Source organism: Polaromonas sp. SP1 (assembly GCF_003711205.1).
GTDB lineage: Bacteria > Pseudomonadota > Gammaproteobacteria > Burkholderiales > Burkholderiaceae_C > Polaromonas.
The window spans coordinates 2,689,065-2,715,554 of sequence record NZ_CP031013.1; the positions used below are offsets into that span (position 1 = coordinate 2,689,065).

The following is a 26,490-nucleotide window of genomic DNA, read 5'->3' on the forward strand; positions in this document are numbered from 1 at the left end:
GGTTCATGGGAGTGCGCGGCGGTGCGCACGGTTAGCCCAGGTCAATTGAGGGTATCGGCAATGGCGCGCAAACCGCGCCAGGTGGCGCCCGCGCCTACGCGCTGCACGGGCACCCCGAGCTGCGCAAGCGCCTGTTCGTAGCGGGCGGTGAGCGCTTCGGCGCCCATCACCACCACGGCTTCGCCGCGCGGAAGTTGTTGGGACTTGAGCTCTTCGCCGATGACCAGGCCCGACAGGTAGCTGGGCAGGGCTTCGGCGGCCATGCGCTTGAACAGCGAAAGTGTGCGGGTGCTGAAGGCGGTGTTGAGCAGGCCCGGGCCCGCCAGCGCATGGGCCACGCCCTGGTCAAAGGCGGCTGCGTCGTGTGCCGGGTCGGCTTCGGGCATCATGCGCGCCAGCAGGGAGTGCCGGCGCAGCAGGGCATAAAATTCGCCGGTCATCCAGGTCGAGAAATCGGTGACCCTGGCGTCCGTCACGGTGACCCATTTGCTGTGCGTGCCGGGCAGCACCAGGCGGGCGCTGTCCAGGCCCAGCAACTGCAGGGCGCCAAAGATCTGGGTTTCCTCGCCGCGCATCACGTCGGGCACGCCGCCGCGCTCAATGCTGAGGCCGGGCACGATGGCAATGCGGCCCGCTTCCACCCATTCCAGCTGGGCCGCAATGGCGTCAAAGCCCGCCGGGCAGGCGCAGTAGGGAGCCTCGCGCCAGCCTTGCTTGCTGCCGGCCATCCCCGAAATCAGGCACAGCGTGCCGGGCGTCATCCAGTCGCCAAAGCACGCCTGGAAAGCTTCGGGAAACCCACCTGCGGGCACCGTGAGAATGCCGCGCGCAAAAGAGCGCTCTTCCAGCACCGCACCATCGCTGCCCAGCAGCGCACCTCGCAGGGAAGACGTTCCCCAGTCAACCGCAACGATGCGGCTCACAGCAAGGCCCTGACCTGCTCGGGACGCGGCAGCGGCGCCACGGCGCCGTAGCCCTGCACGGTGAGGGCGGCCGCCGCATTGGCATAGCGCGTGGCGTCAAACACCGTGTCGCCTTTGGCGATGCGGGCCAGCAGGTTGCCGCAAAAGCAGTCGCCGGCGCCGGTGGCGTCAACCAATTTGACGCGGTGCACCGGCACGCGTTCGCGCCGGGTGCCGTCACTGACCAGCGCGCCGTCGCCGCCGAGCTTGAGCACGACGGTTTTGGCGCCCAGGGCATGGCCCCAGTCCACCACTTCGTCAGGGTCCGTCATGCCGTTGAGGGCGGTGATGTCCTCCAGGCTGGGCAGGAAAATGTCGCACAGTGAAATTGCATGGCGGGTGCAGGCCAGGGCCCGGTCCAGCGGCCAGAGCTTGAGCCGCAGGTTGGAATCAAAAGACACCAGGGTGCCGGCTTCTTTGGCCAGCTTCATCGCGGCAAAAGCGGTGTCGCAGGCGCCGGCGGAAATGGCCAGTGAAATACCCGATACGTGCAGGACCTTGGCCTGGCGCACGGCATCTGCCGCACCGGCTTGTTGCAGCCAGGCGGGGGTCATGCGGCTGGCCGCGGAGCCTGCGCGCAGGTAGCTGAACTCGTGCCCTTTGGGGCCGTGCGTGACGAAGTAAAGGCCGGTGCTGGCTTCCGGGTCTTGTTGCACGGCTGCCGTAGAGACGTCTTCGGCGGCCCACAAGGCCATCAGCGCCTGGCCGAAGGTGTCGCCGCCCAGGCGTGTCAGGTAGGCGGTGCTGGCGCCGGCGCGCGCGGCGGCGATCACGGCATTGCTGGTGTCGCCGCCGAAGCCTTGCAGGTAGTTGGGTTGGCCGGCGGCGGTCTGGTTGAACTCCACCATGGCTTCGCCAAGTGCGACGACATCGAATTTTCTGGCTTGCATTGGATTTCCTGGCTGCTTCGGGCGTCCCGGCGTGGGCCTTTCCGAAAGAGGAAAACCAGGGAAAACACGCCGCGCCTCAAGCCCTCAATGGTACCCCCCGCCGGGGCGGGGCTTCGTACCCGGGCTGTACCCCGGCATATCCGGCTCAGTGGTTGTCGCGCGGCACAAAAGAGCCGCGTTTGCCCACCAGAAAATCCAGGTCCGCACCTTCGTCGGCCTGCAGCACGTGGTCGATGTAAAGCTTCCAGTAGCCCGACGACAACGGCGGCTGCGGCGCCGTCCAGCCGGCCATGCGTTTGGCCAGCTCCTCGTCGCTCACATGCAGGTGCAGGCGGCGATTAGGCACATCGAGTTCAATGATGTCGCCGTTTTGCACCAGCGCCAGGGGGCCGCCAGCCGCCGCTTCAGGTGCGGTGTGCAGCACCACGGTGCCGTAAGCGGTGCCGCTCATGCGCGCGTCGCTGATGCGCACCATGTCGGTGATGCCTTTTCGCAGCACCTTGGGCGGCAGCGGCATGTTGCCGACTTCGGCCATGCCGGGGTAGCCTTTGGGCCCGCAATTCTTCAGCACCATCACGCAGTTTTCGTCGATGTCCAGGTTTTCGTCGTCGATGCGCGCGTGGAAGTCTTCAATGGTTTCAAACACCACGGCCCGGCCCTTGTGCACCATGAGTGCGGGCGTGGCAGCGCTGGGCTTGATGACGGCGCCGCGCGGCGAGAGGTTTCCGCGCAGCACGGCGATGCCGGCCTTGTCCTTGAACGGCGCGCTGAGCGGCTTGATCACATCGGTGTTGTAGTTCTCCGCATCGGCGATGTTCTCGCCAATGGTTTTGCCGTTGGCGGTGATGGCGCCGGTATGCAGGTGCTGCGCAATTTCTTTCATGACCACCGGCAAGCCGCCGGCGTAGCAGAAGTCTTCCATCAGGTATTTGCCTGAGGGTTGCAGGTTGACGAGGCAGGGTAGTTCGCTCGCCAGCCGATCAAAGTCGTCCACGTTCAGCTTAACGCCGATGCGCCCGGCGATGGCAATCAGGTGAATGACGGCGTTGGTGGAGCCGCCGATTGCGGCCAGTGTCTTGATGGCGTTCTCGAAGGCTTCGCGTGTGAGGATTTTTGACAGCGTGAGGTCTTCATGCACCATCTCGACGGCGCGGCGGCCGGCCATGCGAGCCAACACATTGCGCCGCCCGTCCACCGCAGGATAAGCCGCGTTGCCGGGCAGGCCTATACCCAGCGCTTCGACCATGCTGGCCATCGTTGAAGCCGTGCCCATGGTCATGCAGTGGCCGTGGCTGCGGTGCATGCAGCTTTCGGCTTCAAAAAAGTCCTGCAGTTTTAACGTGCCCGCGCGCACCTGCTCACTCATGCTCCACACGCCGGTGCCCGAGCCCAGCTCCTGGCCGCGCCATTTGCCGCTCAGCATGGGTCCGCCGCTGACGCCCACCGTGGGCAGGTCGACGCTCGATGCGCCCATCACCAGGGCCGGTGTGGTTTTGTCGCAGCCCATCAGCAGCACTACGCCGTCGATAGGGTTGCCGCGAATGCTTTCTTCTACATCCATGCTGGCGAGGTTGCGGTAGAGCATGGCTGTCGGGCGCAACAGGGTTTCGCCCAGCGACATCACCGGGAACTCGAGCGGGAAGCCGCCCGCTTCGTAAACGCCTATCTTGACCTGCTCGGCAATCGTGCGGAAATGCGAGTTGCAGGGCGTCAGTTCGCTGAAGGTGTTGCAGATGCCGATGACCGGCCGGCCGTCGAACTGGTCGTGCGGAACGCCCTTGCCCTTGACCCAGCTGCGGTAGGCAAAGCCGTCACGGTCCTGGCGGCCGAACCATTGCTGGCTGCGGAGCTCATGGGCGGGTTTCTTCTTGGGAGGTGTGCTCATGCGGGAAAGTCCTTAATTCTTCAAACATATTATCGTCATACCATTGGAATCAATATCTCAGTGAAAACCATGACCCCAGGAGTTGCCCTTGTCCAGCCAGCCGCCGCGCCCCCACATCCTTGCCGTTGCCAGGCTCCCGCCGTTTTTGATGGAGCCGCTCCAGGCCACTTTTGAAGTCCATGACCGGCTCCATGAAAGCGACCCGGCGGCGTTTGCCAAAGTGGCTCCGCTGATTCGCGGCATCGCCGGGGGCGGGGAGTCCAAAGTGCCGCGCGCGCTGATGGACCAGTTGCCGGCGCTGGAGGTCGTTTCCATCATGGGTGTGGGCTATGACGGCGTGGATGTGGCCGCGGCACTGGAGCGGCGAATCCCCGTGACGCACACGCCCGGTGTTCTGAATGACGAGGTGGCGGACCTGGCCATCGGGCTCATGCTGTCTGTGGCCCGCCGCATCCCGCTGGCTGACCGCTATGTGCGCGCCGGGCGTTGGGCCAAGGAGGGCCCCATGCCGCTGGCGCGCAAAGTTTCCGGCGCGCGCCTGGGCATCGTCGGGCTGGGCCGTATCGGCCAGGCCATTGCCGACCGGGCCGAAGCCTTCGGCATGTCGGTCGCCTATACCGCCCGCAACGCCAAGGCGGAGCTTGCTTACACCTTTTACCCCTCGGCACAGGCGCTGGCCGCGCAGGTGGATTTCCTGGTCGTGATCACGCCCGGCGGCGCCGGCACACGCCATTTGATCAATGCCGATGTCTTCAAGGCCCTGGGCTCTTCGGGCTACCTCATCAACGTCGCGCGAGGCTCGGTGGTGGATGAAGCGGCGCTGGTTGATGCGTTGCAGCAAGGGGTGATCGCCGGTGCGGCGCTGGATGTGTTTGAGCAGGAGCCGCATCCGGCCGAGGCCTTGTGGTCCATGGACAACGTCGTGCTGACGCCGCATATGGCCAGCGCCACCGTGCAAACGCGCCATGCCATGGCCAACCTGGCGGTGAACAATTTGCGGGCCCATTTCGCCGGTCAGCCCCTCTTTACGCCGGTGCCGGAATGGCATTGAATCGGGGCGGATTCAGGCCTTTGCGCTTCGGGTTTTCCATAGAAAGCCTGAAATTTAATCATCATATGATAACAACGCGTTAAGGAACGCGGACTCCGAGTTTGTGCCAGTTCAACAATCAACCCGTAGAGGAGACAAGCCAAATGAGACTCAAGACAATCCTGGCCGCCGCGATGGTCGCGGCAGGCCTCATAGCGACCGGGCAGGCCGCCGCGCAGGAAAAACTCACCGTCTGGTGGGTCAAGGGCTTTTACAAAGCCGAAGACGACGCGCTGTTTGCCGCGATCAAAAAGTACGAGGAAAAACACAAGGGCGTGAAGATCGACCTGTCGCAGTATCCCGTGCAGGACATGATTCCGAAAACCGTTGCGGCGCTCGACTCCGGCAATCCGCCCGACGTGGCCTATGCGGACGTCTATGACTTCCAGGTAACCGGCAAGTGGGCTTTCGACGGCAAGCTTGAAGACCTGAGCAGCGTCATCAATCCGATGCGCGCCCGCTTTGCGCCGAACACGGTGGAAACCGCTTTCCTGTACAACGACGCGGCCAAGACGCGTGCCTATTACGCGTTTCCGATCAAGCAGCAGACCATGCACATCCAGTACTGGGTGGACATGCTGAACGAGGCCGGTTTCAAGGAGTCCGACATCCCGACCGGCTGGAAAGACTACTGGTCCTTCTGGTGCGACAAGGTGCAGCCGGCCCATCGGCAGAAAACCGGCAACCGCACTTTCGGCATCGGCCAGCCTTTGGGCGTGGATTCCAGCGACGCGTTCTATTCCTTCCTGACCTTCATGGACGCCTACAACGTCAAACTGGTGAACGACAGCGGCAAGCTGCTGGTCGATGATCCGCAGGTGCGTGCGGGCCTCATCGGCGCGCTGACGGACTACACCCAGCCGTATGTGAAGGGTTGCTCGCCACCGTCTTCCACCAGCTGGAAAGACCCGGACAACAACGTCGCCTTTCACAACAAGACGACCGTCCTGACCCACAACGCGACGATTTCGCTTCCCGCCAAATGGCTGGACGACATGAACAATCAGGCCCTGAAGCCGGAAGAGCGCGAAACGGCCAGGAAGAACTACACCGAGCGCATTCGCACGGCCGGTTTCCCGAACAAACCCGACGGCGGCAAGATGGTTTACCGCGCAGCGGTTAAAACCGGCGTGGTGTTCAGCCAGGCCAAGAACAAGGCGCGCGCCAAGGAGTTCGTCGCCTTCCTGCTGCAGGAGGAAAACCTCACGCCTTATGTGGAAGGCTCGCTGGGCCGCTGGTTCCCGGTCACCAAGGCCGGGCAGCAACGTCCGTTCTGGAAAGCCGATGCGCACAGGCAGTCGGTCTACAACCAGTTCACCGCCGGAACCGTCAACTTCGAGTTCACCAAGAACTACAAGTTCACCATCCTGAACAACGAGAACGTCTGGGCCAAGGCGGCTAACCGCGTGATCAATGAAAAGATCCCGGTGGACAAGGCGGTTGACGAAATGATCGCCCGTATCAAGACCGTGGCGAATTGAGCGAGTACTGACTGAAGAAAGCCGCGCCGCCAGTCGCAATCCCGGACGGGCGGCGCGCGTCAACAAAGCAAAGCATGAGCACTGCAACCATTGACCAACCCGGTCCTTCCGTGCGTGCCGAGCGCGCCGCCATGACTTCGTGGGAGAAGTGGGGGCTCGCGCTGGTCGTTCCCTATTTGCTGATTTTTGTGGTGTTCGTCATCTACCCCGTGGGCTACGGCCTGTGGCTGGCGCGGCACCCGGAAAGTTACGTCAGGCTGTTTGCCGACCCGATTTTTTTCCGCACGCTGATCAACACGGTGGTGTTCATCGTCGTGGCGGTCAACGTCAAGATGGTGATCGCGCTGTTTCTGTCGGGCTTTTTCCTGAACACGCGCTGGTGGATCAAGGCGCTGTCGGTGGTTTTTATCCTCCCATGGGCGGTGCCTTCCATTCCGACCATTTTGTCGATGCGCTTCATGCTCAATCCCGAGTGGGGCGTCATCAACACCCTGATTTTCAAGATGACAGGCGTTGATGGGCCCAACTGGCTCAATGACCCGACACTCGCCCTGTCTTTCTCCATGCTGGCCCATATCTGGAAGTCGCTGCCGTTCTGGACGCTGATCCTGCTGGCCGGGCGCATGGCAATCCCCGCCGAGCAATACGAGGCCGCATCCGTGGACGGCGCGACCATCTGGCAGAAGTTCCGCTTCATCACCTGGCCGTCGATGCGCTCGCTCTATCTAACCTCAACCATCCTGTCGATGATCTGGACCCTGGGCGACTTCAACAGTGTCTACCTGCTAACGGGCGGCGGGCCTGCCGACCTGACACATGTGCTGGCCACGCTGGGGATCCGCTATTTGCGGCTGGACCAGGTGGACCTGTCGCTGGCGTCCATCGTCGTGGCCTTGCCGCTGGTATTGCCGCTGGTGTATTTCATGATGAAAAGGTTGTCCAAATGAGCCGGATCACACTGCGCACGGTGAGCCGCGAAGCCCGGCTGCTGTTGATCGGCATCCCGGTCCTGCTGTGGACATTGATCCCGATTTACCACATGGTGCTGTTCGCGATTTCACCGCGGAACGAAGCGACTACCGGCCGGCTGTGGCCCAAAAAGCCCACGCTCGACAACTTCGAGACGGTGTTCTGGCAAAAGCATTTCTACCTCGACCACTTCTGGGTGCAATTGGGCAATTCGCTGGTGATCGCGCTGTCGGTAGGCGTGCTGACGCTGGTGGTGTCCACCACGGCCGCATTTGCCATCAGCCGCCTCAAGGTACGCGGCGGCCGCACGGTGATGAACCTGGCGCTCTTTACCTATTTCATTCCGGCCGCTTTCCTGGCCGTTCCCATGTACAAGACCATGGGTAACTACGGCATGCTGAACCACCAGTGGTCCTTAATCCTGGCCATGGTGACCATCGCTTCGCCTTACTGCATCTGGGTGCTCAAGCAGGCTTCCGACAAGCTGCCTTATGAGCTGGACGAAGCGGCCCGCATGGACGGCGCGACAGCCATGCAACTGTTCAGGCTGGTCTACCTGCCGCTGATGGTGCCTTCGCTGGTGGCGGTCGGCACGTATGCCTTGCTGCTGGCCTGGAACGAGTACCTCTATGCCTTCCTGCTGCTCTCCAAGGACACCAGCGTGACCCTGGCCGTGGCGCTGGGCAACTTCCTGGCGGCTGACGATTCACCGTGGGAACTGCTGATGACCACCGGCCTGATTTACGCGCTGCCTCCGGCGGCAATCTATTACGCATTCAAGCGCTACATGGTGTCGGGCCTGACGGCCGGCGCCGTCAAGAGCTAAAAATATGGCCCCCACGCTTGTCACTTCGTGTAATGCGCTGCCCCCTGAGGGGGCCGCAGCCGGCTTGGGGCGGCCCGGCGCCGGCTGGGGTTCGGTCTTTATCAGGAAATAACGGGAATCTCATGGCTTCTGTATCGTTTCGCAATATTGAGAAGGCCTTCGGCAAGGTCAAGATCATTCACGGCATCAGTTTTGACATCTCGGACGGCGAGTTCGTCGTGCTGGTGGGGCCTTCAGGCTGCGGCAAGTCCACCTTGCTGCGCATGCTCGCCGGGCTCGAGGAAATCAGCGGCGGCGAAATGTCGATCGACGGCAAGGTCATCAACGACCTGGATTCCAAGGACCGAGACATTGCGATGGTGTTCCAGAGCTATGCGCTTTATCCGCACATGACGGTGCGCGACAACATGGCCTTCAGCCTGAAGCTGCGCAAGGCGCCCGCCGAGCTCACCGACAAGCGCGTGGGCGACGCCGCCCGCATCCTGAACCTGGACCCGCTGCTGGACCGCTTCCCGCGTGAACTTTCGGGCGGGCAGCGCCAGCGCGTGGCCATGGGGCGGGCCATTGTGCGTGACCCCAAAGTCTTCCTGTTCGACGAGCCTCTGTCCAACCTGGACGCCAAGCTGCGCGTGGCCATGCGCGCCGAAATCAAGGCCCTGCATCAGCGCCTGAAAACCACCACGGTCTACGTCACGCACGACCAGATCGAGGCCATGACCATGGCCGACCGCATTGTGGTGATGCACGACGGCATCATCGAACAGATCGGCACACCGCTGGAACTGTTTGACCGGCCCGGCAACCTGTTTGTGGCGCAGTTCATCGGCTCGCCGGCCATGAATGTTTTCAAGGGCACCTTGCGGCAGGACGGTGGCAAGGCCTGGGTTGAAGCACAGGGGCACCAGTGGCCGATCGGTGCGATTGCGCAGGCGAAGGACGGCCAGCCGGTGCACTACGGCGTGCGCCCCGGCGACTTGTCCTTGTCGGCGACGGGGCAGGGCATTCCGGCCAAGGTCATTGTGGTGGAGCCCACCGGGGCCGAGACCGAACTGCTGCTCGACGTGGGCGGTGCAAAGGTGATCGTGGTGATGCACGGCCGCACGGCGGTGCGCCCCGACGACATCGTCCACCTGGAAATCGCGGCCGGAAAAACCCATGTGTTTGACGATGCCAGCGGCGCACGGCTGGATTGAGGCCGCCCATGGTTGTGGATACTTTCAGGCTCGACGGGCGTCTGGCGCTGGTGACGGGCTCTTCGGGCGGCATTGGTTTTGCACTGGCGCGCGGCCTGGGGCAAGCGGGCGCCGCCCTGGTGCTCAACGGCCGTGAAAAGGTGCGGCTTGAGCAGGCGGCCGGTGTATTGCGGGCAGAAGGTCTCACAGTCCACACCCGCTGCTTTGACGTCACCGACGCAACTGCAGTGCAGGCAGCTGTCGAGGACATTGAGTCAACACTCGGCAGCATCGACATCCTCGTCAACAACGCCGGCATGCAGCGCCGCATGGCCTTGCAGGATTTTCCCGCGCAAGACTGGCACGAGCTCATGCGCACCAATGTCGACAGCGTTTTTTTCACCGGGCAGGCCGTCGCGCGGAAAATGATTGAACGCCGCAGGGGAAAGATCATCAACATCTGCTCGGTGCAGAGTGAGCTGGGGCGCCCCAACATTGCCCCCTATATGGCCAGCAAAGGCGCGGTGAAGATGCTCACCAAGGGAATGGCGATTGACTGGGGGCCTTACGGCATCCAGGTCAACGGCCTGGGCCCGGGTTACTTCAAGACCGAATTGACCGAAAAACTGGTGGCGGACGAGCAGTTCAGCGCCTGGTTGACGGGACGCACGCCGAGCAGGCGCTGGGGCGATGTAGCCGAGCTGGCCGGCGCGGCCGTGTTCCTGGCCAGCGATGCCTCCAGTTTTGTCAATGGCCATGTTTTATATGTCGATGGCGGGGTGACGGCGACTCTGTGAAGCCGCCGCTGGACCTGCGCAACAAGGAGAACATCATGCGTGGACTGGTTTGTCATGCGCCACTCGATTTGCGCCTTGACGCCCTGGATGTCGAACGCCTGGGCCCGCAGCAGTTGCGGGTGCGGGTGGCCTTCGGGGGTATTTGCGGCTCAGACCTGCACTACTTTCAGCACGGCGGCTTCGGCACGGTGCGCATCAAGGAGCCCATGGTGCTGGGCCATGAGGTGTCGGGCGTGGTGGAGGCCGTGGGCAGCGAGGTCAACGGTATTCGCGCTGGCCAGCGCATCGCGATTTCGCCGTCTCGGCCTTGCGGTGTTTGCCGCTTTTGCCAGCAAGGCCTGCAGAACCACTGCATGGACATGCGGTTTTACGGCAGTGCGATGCGCTTTCCGCACATACAGGGCGCTTTTCGCGAGACCCTGGTCATCGATGCGGCGCAGGCGCATCCCGTGGCTGATGGCCTGCCGCTGTCCGAGGCCGCGCTGGCCGAACCCTTGTCGGTGGGCCTGCACGCCATCGCGCGCGCCGGCTCGGTGTTCGGCAAACAGGTGCTGGTCACCGGCTGCGGCCCCATTGGCGCCTTGCTGATCGCCGGCCTGCGCCGGGCGGGTGCGGCCCGCATCGTCGCCGCCGATATTGCCGATTTGCCGCTGGCCTGCGCCAAACAAATGGGAGCAGACCAGACCATCAACCTGGCGCAGGAGCCCGACGGCCTGGCGGCGTTTGCCGCGGGCAAGGGGCAGTTCGACGTAATGTTCGAAGCATCGGGCAACGAAAAAGCCCTGGTCGCCGGCCTGGACGTGGTGGCGCCGCGCGGCATTATCGTGACGGTGGGCCTGGGCGGCAATGTTGCGCTGCCGCTCAACACCCTGGTCGCCAAGGAGCTTGAGCTGCGCGGCACCTTCCGTTTTCATTCCGAGTTTTCGGTGGCGGTGGTATTCCTGAACCAGCGGCTGATCGATGGCCGGCCTGTCATCACCGACATCGTCGCCTTCGACCAGGCTGCGCATGCCTTTACACTCGCCGGCGACAAACGCCAATCCATGAAGGTGCAAATTGCCTTTGGCGGCGAAGCCTCATGATGCAGCTGATTCTCCCTTTCAATAACCGGAGTCCCTTGTGACCGTTTTTTCCAAAGTCATTCTTTACACCGATACCGACGGCCGCGCGAAATTCCGGGAGGAAGAGATCGCGCTGGGTGAGGGCTCGCCGCAGAGCATGCTGTCGGAGTTGTTCGCCTCGGGCGGCTACCAGCTGCGGCACAGCCCGGTGGGCTTTCGCAGCCAGTTCCATTGCACGCCGAATCCGCAGTGGGTGTTCATCCTGGGCGGTGAAATGGAAATTGGCCTGCAGGGCGGCGTCTCCCGTGTTTTCAAGCCGGGCCAGCATTTTTATTCGGCCGACGTGCTGCCGGCCGGCGCCACTTTTGATCCGGCCTTGCACGGCCACTGGAGCCGCCAGGTGGGGCCGGATCCGCTGGTCACGCTGTTTGTGCGAGGCTGAAAGCGCGCCATGGCCACCATGAAAAACGTCCACGGCAACACGGTTGACCATATTGGGGAAGCCATCGTCGCTGGCCGTTATGCCGCCGGCATGTCCATGCCGCCGGAACCGGTGCTCTGCGAGGAATTGGGCGTGAGCCGCACCGTGGTGCGCGAAGCGGTCAAGTCGCTGATCGCCAAAGGCCTGGTCACCACCGGCCCCAAGGTGGGCACGCGCGTGTTGACAGAGGAGCACTGGAACTGGTTTGATCCCGACGTCATCGCCTGGAAGGCCAAGGCCGGCATCACGCCCGAATTTTTGCGCGACCTGCTGGAGTTGCGGCGCCTGGTAGAGCCCGCTGCCGTGCGCATGGCGGCCGAACGGGCTACGGCCGAAGAGATCGCTGAAATCGAGGATGCTTATGCGGGCATGAAGCGGGCAGTGGAAGGCGGCGGCGATTACGTCACCTACGACCTGCGCTTTCACCAGGGACTGCTGCGCGCGGCGCACAACCGCATGCTGATCCAGATGAACAAGGCGTTGAGCGCCTTGCTGCGTACCAGTTTTGAAATCTCCACCAGCCGCAAGGACGGCCCCAAGCGCTCGTTGCCGCTGCACCGGGCGGTGCTTGACGCGGTGATTGCCCGCAATCCGGTCAAGGCCGAAAAAGCGATTCTGGTCTTGATTGACGGCGCGCGCGAGGATATCGAACTGGTGCTCGGCTCGCGGCGGCGGTTGCCGAAACTGAGCGAGCCGGCCAAGCAGCTCAAGGCTGCCTGATCGCGATTGCTTAAAGCGCCTCCCGGCGCTGCATCTCGCCGGACAGGATCACGTGATGGCCGTGGCGGACCGCCATTTCTTCCACCAGCGTTTGCGCGACGCGTTCTGCCGAAATCGACTGGTAGTTGGCCGGTATCAGGCCGCCGAGCAGCCTGCTGACGCCCAGCGCCAGTTTTTCCCCGGCGCGCGGCGGCTGGCCCAGGGATTCCCGTTCGCCTGAAAGGAATGAAGGGCGCACCACCACCAGCGTGGAAAACCCCAGGTGAGAAAGCGCCTCTTCGGCTTCGCCTTTGACCCGGGTGTAGAAGAGGGCGGAATGGGCGTCCGCGCCCATGGCGCTGACCAGGCCAAGGCGCGTGGCGCCGGCGATGCGGGCGCTGCGGGCGACGGCCAGCACGGCATCAAAATCCACCGCCCTGAATGCCTCACGGCTGCCCGCGGTCTTGATGGTTGTGCCAAGGGCGATAAAGACATCGTCCACGGGCGGCGCCTTGAAGTCGGCGAAGGAGCCGGCCAGGTGCACGGTCAGCCGGGCATCCCGCTGGGCCGGTGTGCGGCGGCCCACGCAGTGGACCGCCGAATAGCTTTTATCGGCCAGTAAACGGGCCAGGACCGCCCGGCCGACGAGGCCCGTTGCCCCGGCCACCAGCGCCACCCGAGCCGCCGCCACCGGAGCGGTTGCCGCGGTAGTTGCCCCGGTTGCCGCCTGTGGGCTGGCCGGAGGAGGGGAAGCCTGAGGAGGCATGGCTGGCGGGTTGCTGGTTGTCGAAGTCATTGCGTGGCTCCCTGGACTCGTTGCGGGGTGCGCGGGGCTGCTGGTCGTCGCGGTGGCGCGGCGCCTGGGCTTGCCGTGGCGGCTGGCCGTTCTGCGAATAACCGGAATTCTGGCGTGGCTGGCCTGGGTTGGGCGTACGGGGACCGCGTCCGCTGCCGCCGCCATTGCCGCCACCGCCACCGTTGCCGCCACCGGCCGGGCCGCGCCCGCGGGCGCCGCCATTGCCACCGCCGTTACCGCCACCTGCGCCACGCGCGGGCTGTGCGCCCTTGGTGTCGCGGATGCGCTGCATCATCTCGGTGCGGGCGGCCTTGGCCGCTGCCTGCATCACGTCGCGGCTCGGGGGCTTGCCCAGGCCGCCCCAGATGGTCTGGCGGCCCATGGCAAGGGGCTCGGCGCGCTCACCGGGTTCGGCTTCAAAACCGGGGACGGTAACTTTTTCGATGTTCTGCTTGGTGAAGCGTTCGATGTCCTGCATGAAGCCTTCTTCATCCAGGCAAACCAGGCTGACGGCTTCGCCGCTGTTGCCCGCGCGGCCGGTGCGGCCGATGCGGTGCACATAGTCTTCGCTGACATTCGGGATTTCGTAATTCACCACGTGCGGCAGTTCGTCGATGTCGATGCCGCGGGCAGCGATGTCGGTGGCCACCAGCGCGCGGATGGTGCCGCTTTTGAAGTCGGCCAGTGCCTGGGTGCGTGCAGTCTGGCTCTTGTTGCCGTGCAGCGCCATCGCGGGGATGCCGTTTTTGGTCAGGTGCTCGGCCACGTTGTTGGCGCCGAACTTGGTGCGGGTGAACACCAGCACCTGGCTCCAGTTGTGTTCGTTGATGATGTGGGTCAGCAGCGCTTTCTTTTTGCTGCGGCCCACGGGGTGGATGGTCTGCGTGATGCGCTGCACCGTGGTGTTGCGCGGTGTGACCTGGATCGATTCGGGGTTCTTCAGCAGGCCGTTGGCCAGTTCGCGGATTTCGTCGCTGAAAGTCGCGCTGAACAGCAGCGATTGCTTCTGCTTTGGCACCAGGGCCAGCACCTTCTTGATGTCGTGGATGAAGCCCATGTCCAGCATGCGGTCGGCTTCGTCCAGCACCAGTATCTGGACCTGGCTCAGGTCCAGCGTGCCCTGGCTCGCGTGGTCCAGCAGGCGGCCGGGGGTGGCGACCAGGATGTCCACGCCGCGGCGCAGTTTTTCAATCTGGGAGCCCATGCCGACGCCGCCGAACATCACCATGGAAGTGAGGTCGGTGTATTTGCCGTAGGTGCGGACGCTTTCTTCGACCTGCGCCGCGAGTTCGCGGGTGGGGGTCATGATGAGGGCGCGCACGGCGTTGACGCCGCGGCGGTTTGTCAGGCGCGCTTCAGTGGAAAGACGCTGCAGCAGGGGCAGCGTGAAGGCTGCGGTCTTGCCGGTGCCGGTCTGGGCGCCGCCCAGCAGGTCAATGCCCTTGAGTACGGCGGGGATGGCCTGGGCCTGGATGGGGGTGGGAGTGTCGTAGCCCTGCTCAAGCACGGCCTTAAGAATGGCCGGAGCCAAATTCAATTCTTCAAATGTCATGATGGTGCGCCGCTTGGGCGCTTTAGATCGGCCTGTTGGGCGCCTTGATTGAAGGCAACCCGCCAGTCAAAGGCAGATGGGATCAGAAAGTGGGCCGAAAACATCGTAAGCAGCCGCTTGTTGCGGTACCTGGATGTGCCCAAATGTTGAAGGCAACTGGAGCCAGCAACCCCTGTATTGTCGCACAGCAACGATAATGGGGCATTCACGCAGAAAAGCACGCTTTGTCAAAAAGCGTTTGCGCCCCGGGCGCGGCGTGTCGTTCCAGCCCGCAAGAAAGCCTGCAGATAGCCTGTAAAAATAGCATTTACAGGCGGCAAGCAGCCCGTTTTCCTGCATTGTTTTTTCATTTTTACCAAAGTAATCCTGATGGCTCAGTACGTTTTCACCATGAACAAGGTCGGCAAAATCGTGCCGCCCAAGCGCCATATCCTCAAAGAGGTGTCGCTCAGTTTTTTCCCGGGCGCCAAGATCGGCGTGCTGGGCACCAACGGCTCCGGCAAGTCCACCCTGCTCAAGATCATGGCCGGCCTGGACACGGAAATCGAAGGTGAAGCCACCCCCATGCCGGGCCTGAACATCGGCTACCTGCCGCAGGAACCCAAGCTGGATCCCGAGCACACCGTGCGCGAAAGCGTGGAAGCCGGCATGGGCGCGGTGTTCGCCGCCAAGGCCCAGCTCGAAGCCGTGTACACGGCCTATGGCGAGCCCGATGCCGACTTTGACGCGCTGGCTGCCGAGCAGGCCCGCCTGGAGGCCATCATCGCCACCGCCGGCACCGATTCCGAGCACCAGCTTGAAATCGCTGCCGACGCGCTGCGCCTGCCGCCCTGGGATGCCAAGATCGGCGTGCTGTCGGGCGGTGAAAAGCGCCGTGTGGCGCTGTGCGCCTTGCTGCTGTCCAAGCCCGACATGCTGCTGCTCGACGAACCCACCAATCACCTGGATGCTGAATCCGTCGACTGGCTGGAGCAGTTCCTGCAGCGCTTTGGCGGCACTGTCGTCGCCATCACCCATGACCGCTACTTTTTGGACAACGCCGCCGAATGGATCCTGGAGCTCGACCGCGGCCACGGCATCCCCTGGAAAGGCAACTACAGCAGCTGGCTGGACCAGAAGGGCGAGCGCCTGGCGCAGGAGCAAAAGGGCGAGGAAGCCCGCGCCAAGGCACTGAAGAAAGAACTGGAATGGTCGCGCCAGAACCCGAAAGCGCGCCAGGCCAAGAGCAAATCACGCCTGGCCCGTTTTGAGGAACTCTCCGACTACGAATACCAGCAGCGCAACGAAACCCAGGAAATCTTCATCCCCGTGGCCGAGCGCTTGGGCAATGAAGTCATTGAGTTCAAGAACGTCAGCAAGTCATTTGGCGACCGCCTCCTGATCGACAACCTGAGCTTCCAGGTGCCGGCCGGCGCCATCGTCGGCATCATCGGCCCCAACGGCGCGGGTAAATCCACGCTGTTCAAGCTGATCGCCGGCAAGGAAACGCCGGACAGCGGCGAAGTCGCGATCGGCAAGACCGCACGCATGGCCTTTGTTGACCAGCACCGCGACGACCTGGCCAATGAAAAAACCGTCTGGGAAGACATCTCGGGCGGCCTGGACATGCTGACCGTCGGCAAGTTCACCATGCCCAGCCGCGCCTATGCCGGCCGCTTCAACTTCAACGGCGCCGACCAGCAAAAGCGCGTCGGCATGCTGTCCGGCGGCGAGCGCGGGCGCCTGCACCTGGCCAAGACCCTGATCGCCGGCGGCAACGTGCTGATGCTCGATGAACCCTCGAACGACCTGGACGTGGAAACCCTGCGTGCGCTTGAAGACGCGCTGCTGGAGTTCGCCGGCTCGGTGCTGGTGATCAGCCATGACCGCTGGTTCCTGGACCGCATCGCCACCCACATCCTGGCCGCCGAAGGCGACAGCCAGTGGACCTTCTTCAACGGCAACTACCAGGAGTACGAAGCCGACAAGAAGAAGCGCCTGGGTGAAGAAGGCGCCAAGCCCAAGCGCGTCCGATTCAAGGCATTGCACTAGGCTTGGGCACTGTCATGACAGACCAGGAGGTTCTGGACAAAACCCGCTTGTGGCTCGAAAAAGCCGTGATCGGGCTCAACCTGTGCCCGTTTGCCAAGGCGGTCTACGTCAAGAACCAGGTGCGCCTGGTGGTCAGCCAGGCCAAACATGCGGATGGCCTGCTCGAGGAGCTTGACCGGGAACTGGATTTGCTGGCGGCGACGCCGGCCGATGAGATCGACACCACGCTGCTGATCCATCCCACGCTGTTCGACGACTTCCTGGACTTCAATGATTTCCTCGAAATCGCTGAAGGCGTGGTGGATGAGCATGGGCTCGAGGGCGTGATCCAGCTGGCCAGCTTTCACCCGCAGTTCCAGTTTGACGGCACCGGGCCGGACGACATCGGCAATTACACCAACCGCGCGCCGTTTTCCATCCTGCATTTGCTGCGCGAAGAAAGCGTGGAGCGGGCCGTTGAAGCCTTCCCGGAGGCCGAGGCGATCTTCGAGCAGAACATTCAGACGCTCGAAAAACTCGGCCACGCGGGCTGGAAGGCGCTGGGCCTGTAACGTTGCGGCGCAGCGGCCTTATTTGGGCAGGTGCTGCTTGAGCACCGCCTGCAACTGCGCGAAATTAAAAGGCTTGGTCACATAGCCGCTGGCGCCCAGGCGCAGCGCCTCCTCGAGCCGCTCGGACTCCGCGCTGGCAGACAGGAAAACCAGCGGGACATGCTTGAGGGCGGGCTCGGCCTGCAGTGCCGCCAGCACTTCCATGCCGTTCATCTGCGGCATCATCACGTCGCAAAAAATCAGGTCCGGTTGCTGTTCGCGGGCCACTTGCAGGCCGGCGTTGCCGTCAGACGCTGACAGGCCCTCGTGGCCCTCCAGCCGGACAAAGCGCAGCAGGTTGTCCCGGATATGGGTCTCGTCTTCAATCACCAGAATGCGCGCCATTTTTCTTTCGCAGTGAGCCCCTGTTTTCATGTTGGCGGGGCGGACATCCCTGAACCCCCGGCAGCGGACTGCGCCGCTGTTCCGGCCTGGTGGCCCATCTTATAGCCTTGCCCCGTTTTCCCCAACCCGCTGCCGTGCCGCGCCGGCGTAAAGCAGGTTTTCGGGGCTCAGATTCTGACGGTAAAGCGGGTGCCCTGGCCCACGGTGCTGGCGACTTCGATGTGGCCGCCGTGCAGGTCGATGGAGTTTTTGACGATCGCCAGTCCCAGGCCCGTTCCCTGGATCTCGCCGACGTTGCTGGCCCGGTGGAACCATTCGAACAGGTGAGGGAGTTCTTCGGCCGGGATACCAATGCCCTGGTCGGCCACTTCAAAGGCCACCCGCCCGTCCAGCGAAGAGACGCGAAACAGGACTTTTCCGCCCTGTGGCGAATACTTGATGGCATTGGACAGCAGGTTGCCGAAAATGTGCCGCAGCAGCTTTTCGTCGAAGAGCCCCACCGCCGGCCGGGCCTCGAACTCCAGGGCCAGCTCGCACCCTGTCTGCGAATGCTGGATGCGGGCGTCTTCCACCAGGTTCTGGCAAAGCGTTTGCAGGTTGATCTGCTCCGGCTTGAACTCCAGCATCTGCGCTTCGACCTTGCCCAGCAGAAGGACGCGGTCCAGCATCTGGGTCATGCGCTGCACGCCGGTTTCTATGGTGTTGATCACCTCGGCTTTTTCGGGCTCCGGCAGGCGGTCCCCGTAATGCTTGAGCAACTCCGCCGAAGACAGGATAAAGGCCAGCGGCGTGCGGAATTCGTGGGAGGCCACCGAGATGAAGCGAGATTTCATGTCGTTGAGTTCGGTCTGCCGCTGCAGGGTCTGGCGCTGTGTCAGCTCGGCCTGCAGCCGTGCCGTGGCATCGACCACGAAGATCAGCGTTGCTTCCCGCTTGCTCCATTCGATCTGGACGGCGGAAAGCTCCAGCGAACGCACTTCGCCGGCCTGGGTCACGACGCGAAAGCCGTACATCGATTCCACCTCGTCACCACGCTGCCGGCGCTCATGGCGCTCGCGCATGACCGGCAGGTCGTCCGGGTGGACCGTCGCGGTGTAGGGTTGTGACAGCAGGTACTCCCGCGGGTGGCCCACGATGCGCTCCAGGCTGGGATTGACGAACACCATGCGCCCGTCCTGCACTACCACCACGCCGACACCGACGTTTTCAATCACCGTGCGGTAACGCTCTTCCGATTTGCGCAGCTCGTCGAGCGCCTGGTAACGTTCGATGGCGCTGCTGACATGGTTGGCCACAAACGAAAGGATGTCGGCATCCGCCGCGCTGTATTGCACGCCAGGCTCATACCCCTGCACCGCCAGCACGCCGCCTATGTCGCCACGGATGTGCATGGGTACGCCCAGCCAGGAACTGAAGGTCATGTCACCGCTACCCTCCGTCACCAGGCCTGCCGTTTCCAGGTCCTTGAGGCGCGCGGCATCGATGATCTGCGGCCGGCCCGTGTTCAGCACAAACTCCGTGAGGCCCCGCCGGTAGGGAACGTTGCTGCGCTGCAGCGCGTTGCCGTCGCGCTCGTCCACGTAATAGGGGAAGTCCTTGCGCTGCTTTTGCGCGTCGTAAAGGCACACATAGCAGTTCTTCGCATACAGCAGTTCGCCCAGCAGGCCGTGCACCGACTGCAGGAAATCGTAGAAAGAAAGATCTGCCGCTGCACGTTCGGCGATGCGGTAGAAAACCCGCTGCAGGGTCTCGGCCTTTTTCTGCTCCCGCGCCTCGGCCTGGAGTTCGCGGGTGCGTTGCTCCAGCCACAGGTTGGCGGATGTCTCCTGCTTTTGTTTTTCAAGCTGCAGGTCCCGGTAGTCGGCCTGCAGCGCCTGGTGCTGTTGTTGCAGCTGCTTGAGCTGGGCATGCAGGTCGGCGTCAGAAGGCATGGCGCGGCTTTCGTGCTCGGGAGTTTGGGAAAGGGCTGCCGAAACGGCGCCCTCAAGCCATTATGCGGCCTTGGGCTGCCCGCCTGAACGCCGATAAGGTGGCGGTTTCCCTTGGTTCAGGGGGTGTTCAGCCCGTCCGCCGTCTGGAACATGGCCTCGCGCGCCTGCGCCACGACCTGCGTGCGTCACTCGTCGGTGTCGACGTAAAACGCGTCCATCATCTGGCGCCTGACCATCGCCCGCTGCTCAGCCGGCACCCCGGGGTGCTTGTGCTGCCAGTGGTCGGCGCGCAGCCGCCAAAGAACATGCCGTCGGCGTACTCATGCTGCCCTTGCGACACGGCCGCCTGGTAGCGTGCCACGCCATGAGTGTCTATGTAGGCCGCGATAGCCGCTTCGTTTGCGGCCGTGGGGGGCCACTGCGCCGGCAACAGCAGGTCGTGAATCTCCCGGTAGACCTCATTGACGGGCAGGGGCTGGCTGAAGTCATGAAAATTGCGGTTCAGGTCCACATTCTCGTGCGTGGTGCGCCTTGCGTGGGAGAACCCGTAGGGATTGAGCGCATGAATGTAGAGCACCGCGACGCCGCTCGCGCGGGCCTTGGCGCGCCATTCGGCGTCGTGTGCGGCATGCACCTGCACACCCGAGCCGCAATAGCCCTCCACGCCGTGGCAGGCGCTGCTGACGATGAAAAGCTTTTCAGCGTCGGGCGGGCCGTCCAGCGCCGCGTCCATGGCCAGCGTCTCGCCGTCGCGGCCCTTGAGCGGATGCTCGTAGCAGCGCAGGGTCATGCCGGCGGCGACGGCCGCTTCAAGAAATTTCGCGCGCGCAACCGCATAGCTGGCCGAAAAAGCCGCGTGTGTATTCATGGTGTTTTTTTGATACGTTGACGCTCAGGCCTTGGCCTTGGTTCCCAGCCAGCGTGTGGCCAGCTGCACCCAGTAGGTGCCGCCCAGGGGAATCAGGTCGTCGTTGAAGTCGTAACTCGGGTTGTGCAGCGTGCAAGGCCCCCCGCCGTGGCCCATCTCACGGTGCGCACCGTCCCCGTTGGAGATAAAGCAGTAGGCGCCCGGCTTGGCCTGCAACATGTAGGCGAAGTCTTCAGCGCCCATGGTGGGCTCCTGCGCCAGCACGTTGCCCTCACCCACGATGTCGCTCATCACCTGCCGCGCAAACTCGGCCTCGGCGGCGCTGTTGACGGTAGGCGGGTAGTTGCGCGTGAACTCGAACTCGCAGCGTGCTTCAAAAGCCGCGCAGGTGTGTTCGGCCACTTCTTTCATGCGCTTTTCAATCATGTCCAGCACTTCAATGCTGAAGGTGCGCACCGTGCCCTGCAACTCGCAGAAGTCGGGCACCACATTGGTCGCCTCTCCGGCGTGGATCATGGTCACCGAGATCACGCCCGCATCGACCGGTTTTTTGTTGCGGCTGATAATGTTTTGAAACGCCTGCACCATCTGGCAGGCAATGGGCACCGGGTCGATGCCGTTGTGCGGCATGGCGGCGTGGCTGCCCTTGCCGCGTATTGTGATTTTGAATTCGTTGCTCGAAGCCATCACAGGGCCCGCACTGACGGCGAAGGTGCCGACGGGCGCACCGGGCCAGTTGTGCATGCCGAAGACGGCCTCCACCGGGAATTTCTCAAAGAGCCCGTCCTTGATCATCTCGCGCGCACCGCCGCCGCCTTCTTCGGCCGGCTGGAAGATCAGGTAGACGGTGCCGTCAAAGTCGCGGTTCTTTGCAAGGTGGTGCGCCGCCGCCAGCAGCATCGCGGTGTGGCCATCGTGGCCGCAGGCGTGCATCTTGCCGGGGTGGGTGCTGGCATGCGCAAATTGGTTGAACTCCTGCATCGGCAGGGCGTCCATGTCGGCGCGCAGGCCGACGGCGCGGCCGCTGGCGCCGCCGTCGCGCCCGTGCACGATGCCCACCACGCCGGTGGTGCCCATGCCGCGGTCCACGGGGATGCCCCAGGACGCCAGTTTTTTGGCCACCACGTCGGCGGTGCGCACTTCCTGGAAGCACAGTTCCGGGTGGGCGTGGATGTCGCGGCGCACGGCCGCGATTTCGGCAGTTTCTGCCAGGATGGAGTCAATGATTTTCACGGTGTTCTCCGGTAAAAGTTCATGTTAACCAAGCACGCGCGGGTTTGCAGCGGGCCCTAAATCCGACCCTCTTGAACCGCATGGCAGGCCACGCGAACGCCGGCCAGTTGCAGGAATTGCGGCCTTTCGCTCTCGCAGCGCGCGTTGGCGTGCGGGCAGCGCGGGTGGAAGGTGCAGCCGCCCGGCGGATTGAGCGGGTTGGGCACTTCCCCCGACACCGGGGTGCGCGCCTTGCCGGTGTCGTGCATCTTGGGGATGGCATCCAGCAGCATGCGGGTGTAAGGGTGGCGTGGTGTATCAAACAGTGTGCGTTTGTCGGCCAGTTCGACCAGCCGGCCCAGGTACATCACGCCGACCTGGTCGCTCACGTGGCGCACCACTGCGAGGTTGTGCGAGATAAAGAGGTAAGTCAGCCCCTGCTTGCGCTGCAGGTCTTTCATGATGTTGAGCACCTGCGCCTGCACACTCACGTCCAGCGCTGACGTGGGCTCATCGCAGACCAGGAACTCGGGCTCCGTGGCCAATGCGCGTGCAATGGAGATGCGCTGGCGCTGCCCGCCCGAGAACTGGTGCGGGTATTTGGGCATGTCCAGCGGCGACAGGCCGACCGACTGGAGCAATTCGCCCACGCGTTCCTTGAGGGCGGCGCCATCGCTCAGGATGCCGTGCTCGCGCAGCGGCTCGGCAATGATGTCTTCGATCGTCCAGCGCGGGTTCAGGCTGGCATACGGATCCTGGAAGATCATCTGGATGCGGCTGCGCAATTGCTGCCCGGCCGGCGTCTTGAACACCGCATGGGCGTTCTGGCCGTCAAAGGTCAGGCCGCCGCGGGTCGGCTCATAGAGACCCACCAGCAGCCGCGCCACCGTGCTTTTGCCGCAGCCTGATTCACCCACCAGCGCCAGCGTCTTGCCTTTTTCAATCTCAAAGCTCACGCCGTCAACCGCCTTGAGCAACTGCCGGGGCTTACGTTCGAGCACGCGGTTGAGCCAGGGCGGCGACACGTCGAAAGTTTTTGCCAGGTCATGGGCCTGAACCAGCGGAGTTAACTGAGCCCCCACGCTCGTCACTTCATGTACTTCGTTGCCCCCCGAGGGGGCTGATTTTCCTTGGGGCGGCCCGGCGGGAAATTCTTCCGCCTTCGCTTGAGATGCACGTGGTTTGTCGCTCATGTTACGACCCCCGCATGCGCATCGTGCAGCCAGCAGGCGGCCCGCGTGGCGCCGGCCGGCATCAGGTCAGGCCTGTCCTGCCGGCAGCGGTCAAAGGCCTTGGGGCAGCGCGGGTTGAAGGCACAGCCCTGCGGGATGGCGTTCAGGCGCGGCATGGCGCCGTCGATCTGGTAGAGGCGCTCGCGCTCTACGGTGATGTCGGGAATCGCGGCCATCAGGCCTGCGGTGTACGGGTGCGATGGCTGGTTGATCACCTGGTGCACCGGCCCGATCTCGGCGATGCGCCCAGCGTACATCACGGCCACACGGTCGCAGGTTTCGGCGATCACGCCCATGTCGTGGGTGATCAGCATGACCGCGGCGCCGCGGTCCCTGCAGATGGTTTTGAGCAGCGTGATGATTTGCGCCTGGATGGACACGTCCAGTGCCGTCGTCGGCTCGTCCGCCACGATCAGCTTGGGTTCCGCCGCCAGCGCCAGGGCGATTACCACCCGTTGGCGCATTCCGCCTGAAAACTGGTGCGGGTAATGGTCGATGCGCTGCGCCGCCGCCGGTATGCCGGTGTCGTTCAGCAAATCGATCGCTCGCCGCCTGGCCTCTTGCGCCGTCACCGGCAGGTGGGCCTGGATGGTTTCCACCAGCTGCCGGCCTATGGTGTAGAGCGGGTTGAGTGAGGTCAGCGGGTCCTGAAAAATCGCGCCGATTTTGCGTCCGCGGATATGGCGCATGCGCCCATAGGGCAGGTTGTCGATGCGCTCACCCTCCAGCAGGATCTGCCCACCCGCGACGCGGCCCGGCGGCTCCAGCAGGCCGATGATGGCCGCGCCGGTGAGCGATTTACCCGCGCCCGATTCACCCACCACACCCAGGATTTCACCGGGCGCGATGTCAAACGAGATGTCGTCCAGCGCGCGCAGCGTGCCGCGCCGGCCGGGGAACTCCACGACGAGATTCTTGATTTGGAGAAGACTCATGTTCGGATTCACTGTTACCGCAGCCGCGGATTCAAGGCATCACGCAGCCAGTCGCCCAGCAGGTTGACGCTCAGCGCAATCAACACCAGCATCAGGCCCGGAAACACCGTGATCCACCACTCGCCGGAAAACAGGTAGTCGTTGCCCACGCGGATCAGCGTGCCCAGCGACGGCGAGGTGGGCGGCACACCGACCCCCAGGAAAGACAGCGTGGCTTCGGTGATGATGGCGGTCGCCACCTGGATGGTCGCCAGCACCAGCACCGGCCCCATCACATTGGGCAGAACGTGGCTGCGCATGATGCGCAGGGGCGCCACGCCTGTGACGCGTGCGGCCTGCACGTACTCCTTGCCGCGCTCCACCATCGTGGAGCCGCGCACCGTGCGCGCATATTGCACCCAGCCCGACTGGCCCATGGAGATCGACAATATCAGCACGCCCATCGCCAGCAGCTGGCTGGCATCCGGAAACACCGCGCGGCCGACACCGGCGATCAGCAGCGCGACCAGGATGGGCGGAAATGACGACATCACGTCGCACACACGCATCAGGGCCGCGTCGATCCAGCCGCCGCGAAACCCCGCCAGCAGGCCCAGCGACACGCCCACCAGCGTGGAGAGGATGACAGACGCCACCCCCACCACCAGTGAAATGCGGGCGCCATACATCAGCGCCGACAAGATGTCGCGCCCCTGGTCATCGGTGCCCAGCAGGTATTTGCTGCTGCCCTGCGCGTTCCACGCCGGCGGCAGGCGCGCATCGCCCAGTTCCAGCGTGGCCAGGTTGAAGGGGTCATGCGGCGCCACCCAGCCGGCAAACACCGAACAGAAAATGCAGACCAGCGCAATCGCAGCCGCCACCATCGCCACCGGCGAGGTGCGAAAGCTATGGCCCACATCACTGTCAAGCCAGCGTACAAGAATCTTTTTCATCAATGAACTAACGGTGGGGTTTTCCTCAGCAAGCGCAGCGAAGCTTGTTCCAGCAAACAGCGCGGAACTGGCTTTGCCATGCCGCTGCTGTTGTCCCCTTTAGGGGAGGGGCCGCTACGCGAAGCGAGAAGGCAGCAGGGGTTATTTAATAACCACCCACTTGAAGAACATGAAGTTGTCGGCGAGCTGAACCACGTCGACCTTCTTGCTCGTGCCCCAGGCCAGCGACTGCTGGTGCAGCGGCAGGGTGCCGATGTCTGCGCCGTGGATGTCGAAGGCTTCCTTGATCAGCGCGTTGCGCTTGGTCTTGTCGGTTTCCGACTGGATCTTCTTGGTCAGCTCGTCGACCTTGGGGTTGCAGTAAGCGCCCAGGTTGAACTGGCCGGCGCCCTTGTCGTCCACGCAGGCGATCAGCGCATTGAGGGCGTTGTGCGCGTCATACGTGGCCGGCGTCCAGCCCAGCATGTAAAAGCTCGTGTCGCGGCGAAGGATCTTGGGGAAGTAGGTGCCCTTGGTTTCGGCCTGCAGGTTGATCTTCACGTTGATGCGCGACAGGTTGGCGGCCACGGCCTGGCAGATGCGGCTGTCGTTCACATAGCGGTCGTTCGGGCAGTTCATCGAGACTTCAAAGCCGTTCGGGTAGCCGGCTTCCGTCATGAGTTTTTTGGCGGCTTCCGGGTCGTAGGGCAGGCGTTTGTTCTGCTCCTGTTGAAAGCCATTGATGCCGGGGCCGATCAGCAGGGCCGTTGGGCTCGAGGCGCCGCGCATCACCGTCTTTTTGATGCCTTCAATGTCGATGGCCTGGTAGAAGGCCTGGCGCACGCGCTTGTCCTTGAACGGGTTCTTGCCCTTGATGTTCGAGTACTGCAGTTCGTCGCGCTTCTGGTCCATGCCCAGGAAGATGGTGCGCAGCTCGGGGCCGACCAGCACCTTGGTGGCCGCGTTGGCGTTGACGCGGTCGATGTCCTGCACCGGCACGGGTTCCATGATGTCGACCTCACCCGACAGCAATGCCGCGACGCGGGTTGCGTCGTTGCCGATCGGCGTGTAGATCACTTCCTGGACGTTGCCCTCGATCTTGCCCCAGTAGCTGCCGTTGCGGACAAAGGTGGTGCGCACGTTGGGCTGGCGCTCGCGCACGCGGTAGGGTCCGGTGCCGTTGGCGCGGAAGGAGGCGGCGTTTTCAATGCCTTTGCGGCGGTCCACCGGGCGGGTGGCCTGGTTGGTTTCGCACCACTTCTTGCTCATCATGTAGACCAGCGAAATCACGTCGGGCAGGATGGGGAAGGGCGTCTTGGTTTCGATCTCGACCACATGGTCGTTGATCTTGCGCACTTCCTTGAAGTCGTTGGTGTAGCTCTTCATGTCCGAGCCGTCGGCCTGCGTGCGGTTGAAACTGAACACCACGTCGTCGGCCGTGAACGGCGTGCCGTCATGGAACAGCACGCCCTTGCGCAGCTCAAAGCGCCAGACGGTGGGCGAGGTCTGCTTCCAGGAGGTGGCCAGGCCCGGCGCCAGGCTCAGGTCCTTGTTGCGGATGACCAGGCCTTCGTAGGCGTTGCCCGTCACGCTGAGCTGCAGCGATTCGTTGAGCGAGTGCGGGTCCATCGACAGCGAATCGCCCTGGTTGGCGACGCGCAGCGTTTGCGCGGATGCTACAAAACTTGTAGCGGCTAGTGCACACACCACGCCGGCTGCGAGCAGATTAGGCTTGAATTTCATCAGGAACTCCTTAGGGAAGCTGTGGACGTTA

The 26,490-nt window shown here is 63.4% G+C and carries 24 protein-coding genes and 1 pseudogene; 11 read left to right on the forward strand and 14 right to left on the reverse strand.

The features are described from left to right. Positions 1-41: 41 nt before the first annotated feature. The 3 genes from DT070_RS12710 to DT070_RS12720 form a co-directional block, all read right to left on the reverse strand. Positions 42-923 (reverse strand): 2-dehydro-3-deoxygalactonokinase, encoded by an 882-nt coding sequence (locus DT070_RS12710; protein WP_122955733.1) that lies wholly within the window; start codon positions 921-923, stop codon positions 42-44. Then, on the reverse strand, positions 920-1,852 hold the full coding sequence (locus tag DT070_RS12715; RefSeq protein ID WP_122955734.1) for a sugar kinase: 933 nt from the start codon (positions 1,850-1,852) through the stop codon (positions 920-922). The genes DT070_RS12710 and DT070_RS12715 overlap by 4 nt, the downstream gene beginning before the upstream one ends. A gap of 145 nt (positions 1,853-1,997) precedes the next feature. Continuing rightward, complete coding sequence (locus DT070_RS12720; protein WP_122955735.1) at positions 1,998-3,737, reverse strand: IlvD/Edd family dehydratase; 1,740 nt, start codon at positions 3,735-3,737, stop codon at positions 1,998-2,000. A gap of 88 nt (positions 3,738-3,825) precedes the next feature. Here DT070_RS12720 and DT070_RS12725 point away from each other — a divergent pair, with 88 nt between their 5' ends. From DT070_RS12725 to DT070_RS12770, 9 genes are all read left to right on the forward strand, one after another. Then, positions 3,826-4,788, forward strand: coding sequence for a 2-hydroxyacid dehydrogenase (locus tag DT070_RS12725; RefSeq protein ID WP_369973868.1), 963 nt, complete (start codon positions 3,826-3,828; stop codon positions 4,786-4,788). 143 nt (positions 4,789-4,931) lie between these two features. Next, positions 4,932-6,308 (forward strand): ABC transporter substrate-binding protein, encoded by a 1,377-nt coding sequence (locus DT070_RS12730; protein WP_122955737.1) that lies wholly within the window; start codon positions 4,932-4,934, stop codon positions 6,306-6,308. A 74-nt stretch (positions 6,309-6,382) separates the two neighbouring features. Further along, on the forward strand, positions 6,383-7,255 hold the full coding sequence (locus DT070_RS12735) for a carbohydrate ABC transporter permease (protein WP_122955738.1): 873 nt from the start codon (positions 6,383-6,385) through the stop codon (positions 7,253-7,255). Continuing rightward, entirely contained in the window at positions 7,252-8,103 is an 852-nt protein-coding gene (locus tag DT070_RS12740; RefSeq protein ID WP_122955739.1) for a carbohydrate ABC transporter permease, read from the forward strand. The genes DT070_RS12735 and DT070_RS12740 overlap by 4 nt, the downstream gene beginning before the upstream one ends. Positions 8,104-8,225: 122 nt before the next feature. Further along, positions 8,226-9,296: an ABC transporter ATP-binding protein gene (locus DT070_RS12750; protein WP_122955740.1), complete on the forward strand. Its 1,071-nt coding sequence runs from the start codon at positions 8,226-8,228 to the stop codon at positions 9,294-9,296. Positions 9,297-9,304: 8 nt separating this feature from the next. After that, positions 9,305-10,072 carry a glucose 1-dehydrogenase gene (locus DT070_RS12755; protein WP_122955741.1) on the forward strand — a complete coding sequence of 256 codons (768 nt, stop codon included), beginning with the start codon at positions 9,305-9,307 and terminating at the stop codon, positions 10,070-10,072. A gap of 35 nt (positions 10,073-10,107) precedes the next feature. Further along, on the forward strand, positions 10,108-11,154 hold the full coding sequence (locus tag DT070_RS12760) for an L-idonate 5-dehydrogenase (RefSeq protein WP_122957386.1): 1,047 nt from the start codon (positions 10,108-10,110) through the stop codon (positions 11,152-11,154). Positions 11,155-11,191: 37 nt separating this feature from the next. Further along, positions 11,192-11,575, forward strand: coding sequence for a hypothetical protein (locus tag DT070_RS12765; protein WP_122955742.1), 384 nt, complete (start codon positions 11,192-11,194; stop codon positions 11,573-11,575). A gap of 9 nt (positions 11,576-11,584) precedes the next feature. Beyond that, positions 11,585-12,334, forward strand: a complete 750-nt coding sequence (locus tag DT070_RS12770) for a FadR/GntR family transcriptional regulator (protein WP_122955743.1) — start codon at positions 11,585-11,587, stop codon at positions 12,332-12,334. A gap of 10 nt (positions 12,335-12,344) precedes the next feature. On the opposite strand, the gene DT070_RS12775 is transcribed toward DT070_RS12770, so the two are convergent. After that, the gene (locus tag DT070_RS12775) at positions 12,345-12,980 is read right to left on the reverse strand and encodes an NAD(P)H-binding protein (protein WP_228778502.1); all 636 of its coding nucleotides are present in this window, start codon (positions 12,978-12,980) and stop codon (positions 12,345-12,347) included. Further along, positions 12,922-14,661, reverse strand: a complete 1,740-nt coding sequence (locus tag DT070_RS12780; protein WP_240642547.1) for a DEAD/DEAH box helicase — start codon at positions 14,659-14,661, stop codon at positions 12,922-12,924. Before DT070_RS12780 ends, DT070_RS12775 begins: the two co-directional genes overlap by 59 nt. 369 nt (positions 14,662-15,030) lie before the next feature. Here DT070_RS12780 and ettA point away from each other — a divergent pair, with 369 nt between their 5' ends. Then, positions 15,031-16,692, forward strand: a complete 1,662-nt coding sequence (gene ettA / locus DT070_RS12785; protein ID WP_122955745.1) for an energy-dependent translational throttle protein EttA — start codon at positions 15,031-15,033, stop codon at positions 16,690-16,692. 14 nt (positions 16,693-16,706) lie between these two features. Next, on the forward strand, positions 16,707-17,243 hold the full coding sequence (locus tag DT070_RS12790) for a DUF1415 domain-containing protein (RefSeq protein WP_122957387.1): 537 nt from the start codon (positions 16,707-16,709) through the stop codon (positions 17,241-17,243). An 18-nt stretch (positions 17,244-17,261) separates the two neighbouring features. Here the strand turns inward: DT070_RS12790 and DT070_RS12795 are convergent, their stop codons facing one another. The 9 genes and pseudogenes from DT070_RS12795 to DT070_RS12830 form a co-directional block, all read right to left on the reverse strand. Continuing rightward, on the reverse strand, positions 17,262-17,627 hold the full coding sequence (locus DT070_RS12795; protein ID WP_164483754.1) for a response regulator transcription factor: 366 nt from the start codon (positions 17,625-17,627) through the stop codon (positions 17,262-17,264). Between the two features lie 167 nt (positions 17,628-17,794). After that, positions 17,795-19,558: an ATP-binding protein gene (locus DT070_RS12800; RefSeq protein WP_122955747.1), complete on the reverse strand. Its 1,764-nt coding sequence runs from the start codon at positions 19,556-19,558 to the stop codon at positions 17,795-17,797. Between the two features lie 185 nt (positions 19,559-19,743). Beyond that, positions 19,744-19,815, reverse strand: a complete 72-nt coding sequence (locus DT070_RS21775) for a hypothetical protein (RefSeq protein ID WP_369973952.1) — start codon at positions 19,813-19,815, stop codon at positions 19,744-19,746. Between the two features lie 80 nt (positions 19,816-19,895). Beyond that, positions 19,896-20,426 (reverse strand): annotated as a pseudogene (locus tag DT070_RS12805) (DUF2817 domain-containing protein); the annotation flags it as partial. Positions 20,427-20,450: 24 nt separating this feature from the next. Continuing rightward, a complete protein-coding gene (locus DT070_RS12810; protein ID WP_122955748.1) occupies positions 20,451-21,659 on the reverse strand; it encodes a M20 aminoacylase family protein in 1,209 nt (402 codons plus the stop codon). A gap of 56 nt (positions 21,660-21,715) precedes the next feature. After that, positions 21,716-22,831: an ABC transporter ATP-binding protein gene (locus tag DT070_RS12815; RefSeq protein WP_369973870.1), complete on the reverse strand. Its 1,116-nt coding sequence runs from the start codon at positions 22,829-22,831 to the stop codon at positions 21,716-21,718. Beyond that, positions 22,828-23,805, reverse strand: coding sequence for an ABC transporter ATP-binding protein (locus DT070_RS12820; protein ID WP_122955750.1), 978 nt, complete (start codon positions 23,803-23,805; stop codon positions 22,828-22,830). The genes DT070_RS12815 and DT070_RS12820 overlap by 4 nt, the downstream gene beginning before the upstream one ends. A 14-nt stretch (positions 23,806-23,819) precedes the next feature. Then, on the reverse strand, positions 23,820-24,737 hold the full coding sequence (locus DT070_RS12825) for an ABC transporter permease (protein WP_122955751.1): 918 nt from the start codon (positions 24,735-24,737) through the stop codon (positions 23,820-23,822). 141 nt (positions 24,738-24,878) lie between these two features. Next, positions 24,879-26,459 (reverse strand): ABC transporter substrate-binding protein, encoded by a 1,581-nt coding sequence (locus DT070_RS12830; RefSeq protein ID WP_122955752.1) that lies wholly within the window; start codon positions 26,457-26,459, stop codon positions 24,879-24,881. Between the last annotated feature and the right edge of the window lie 31 nt (positions 26,460-26,490).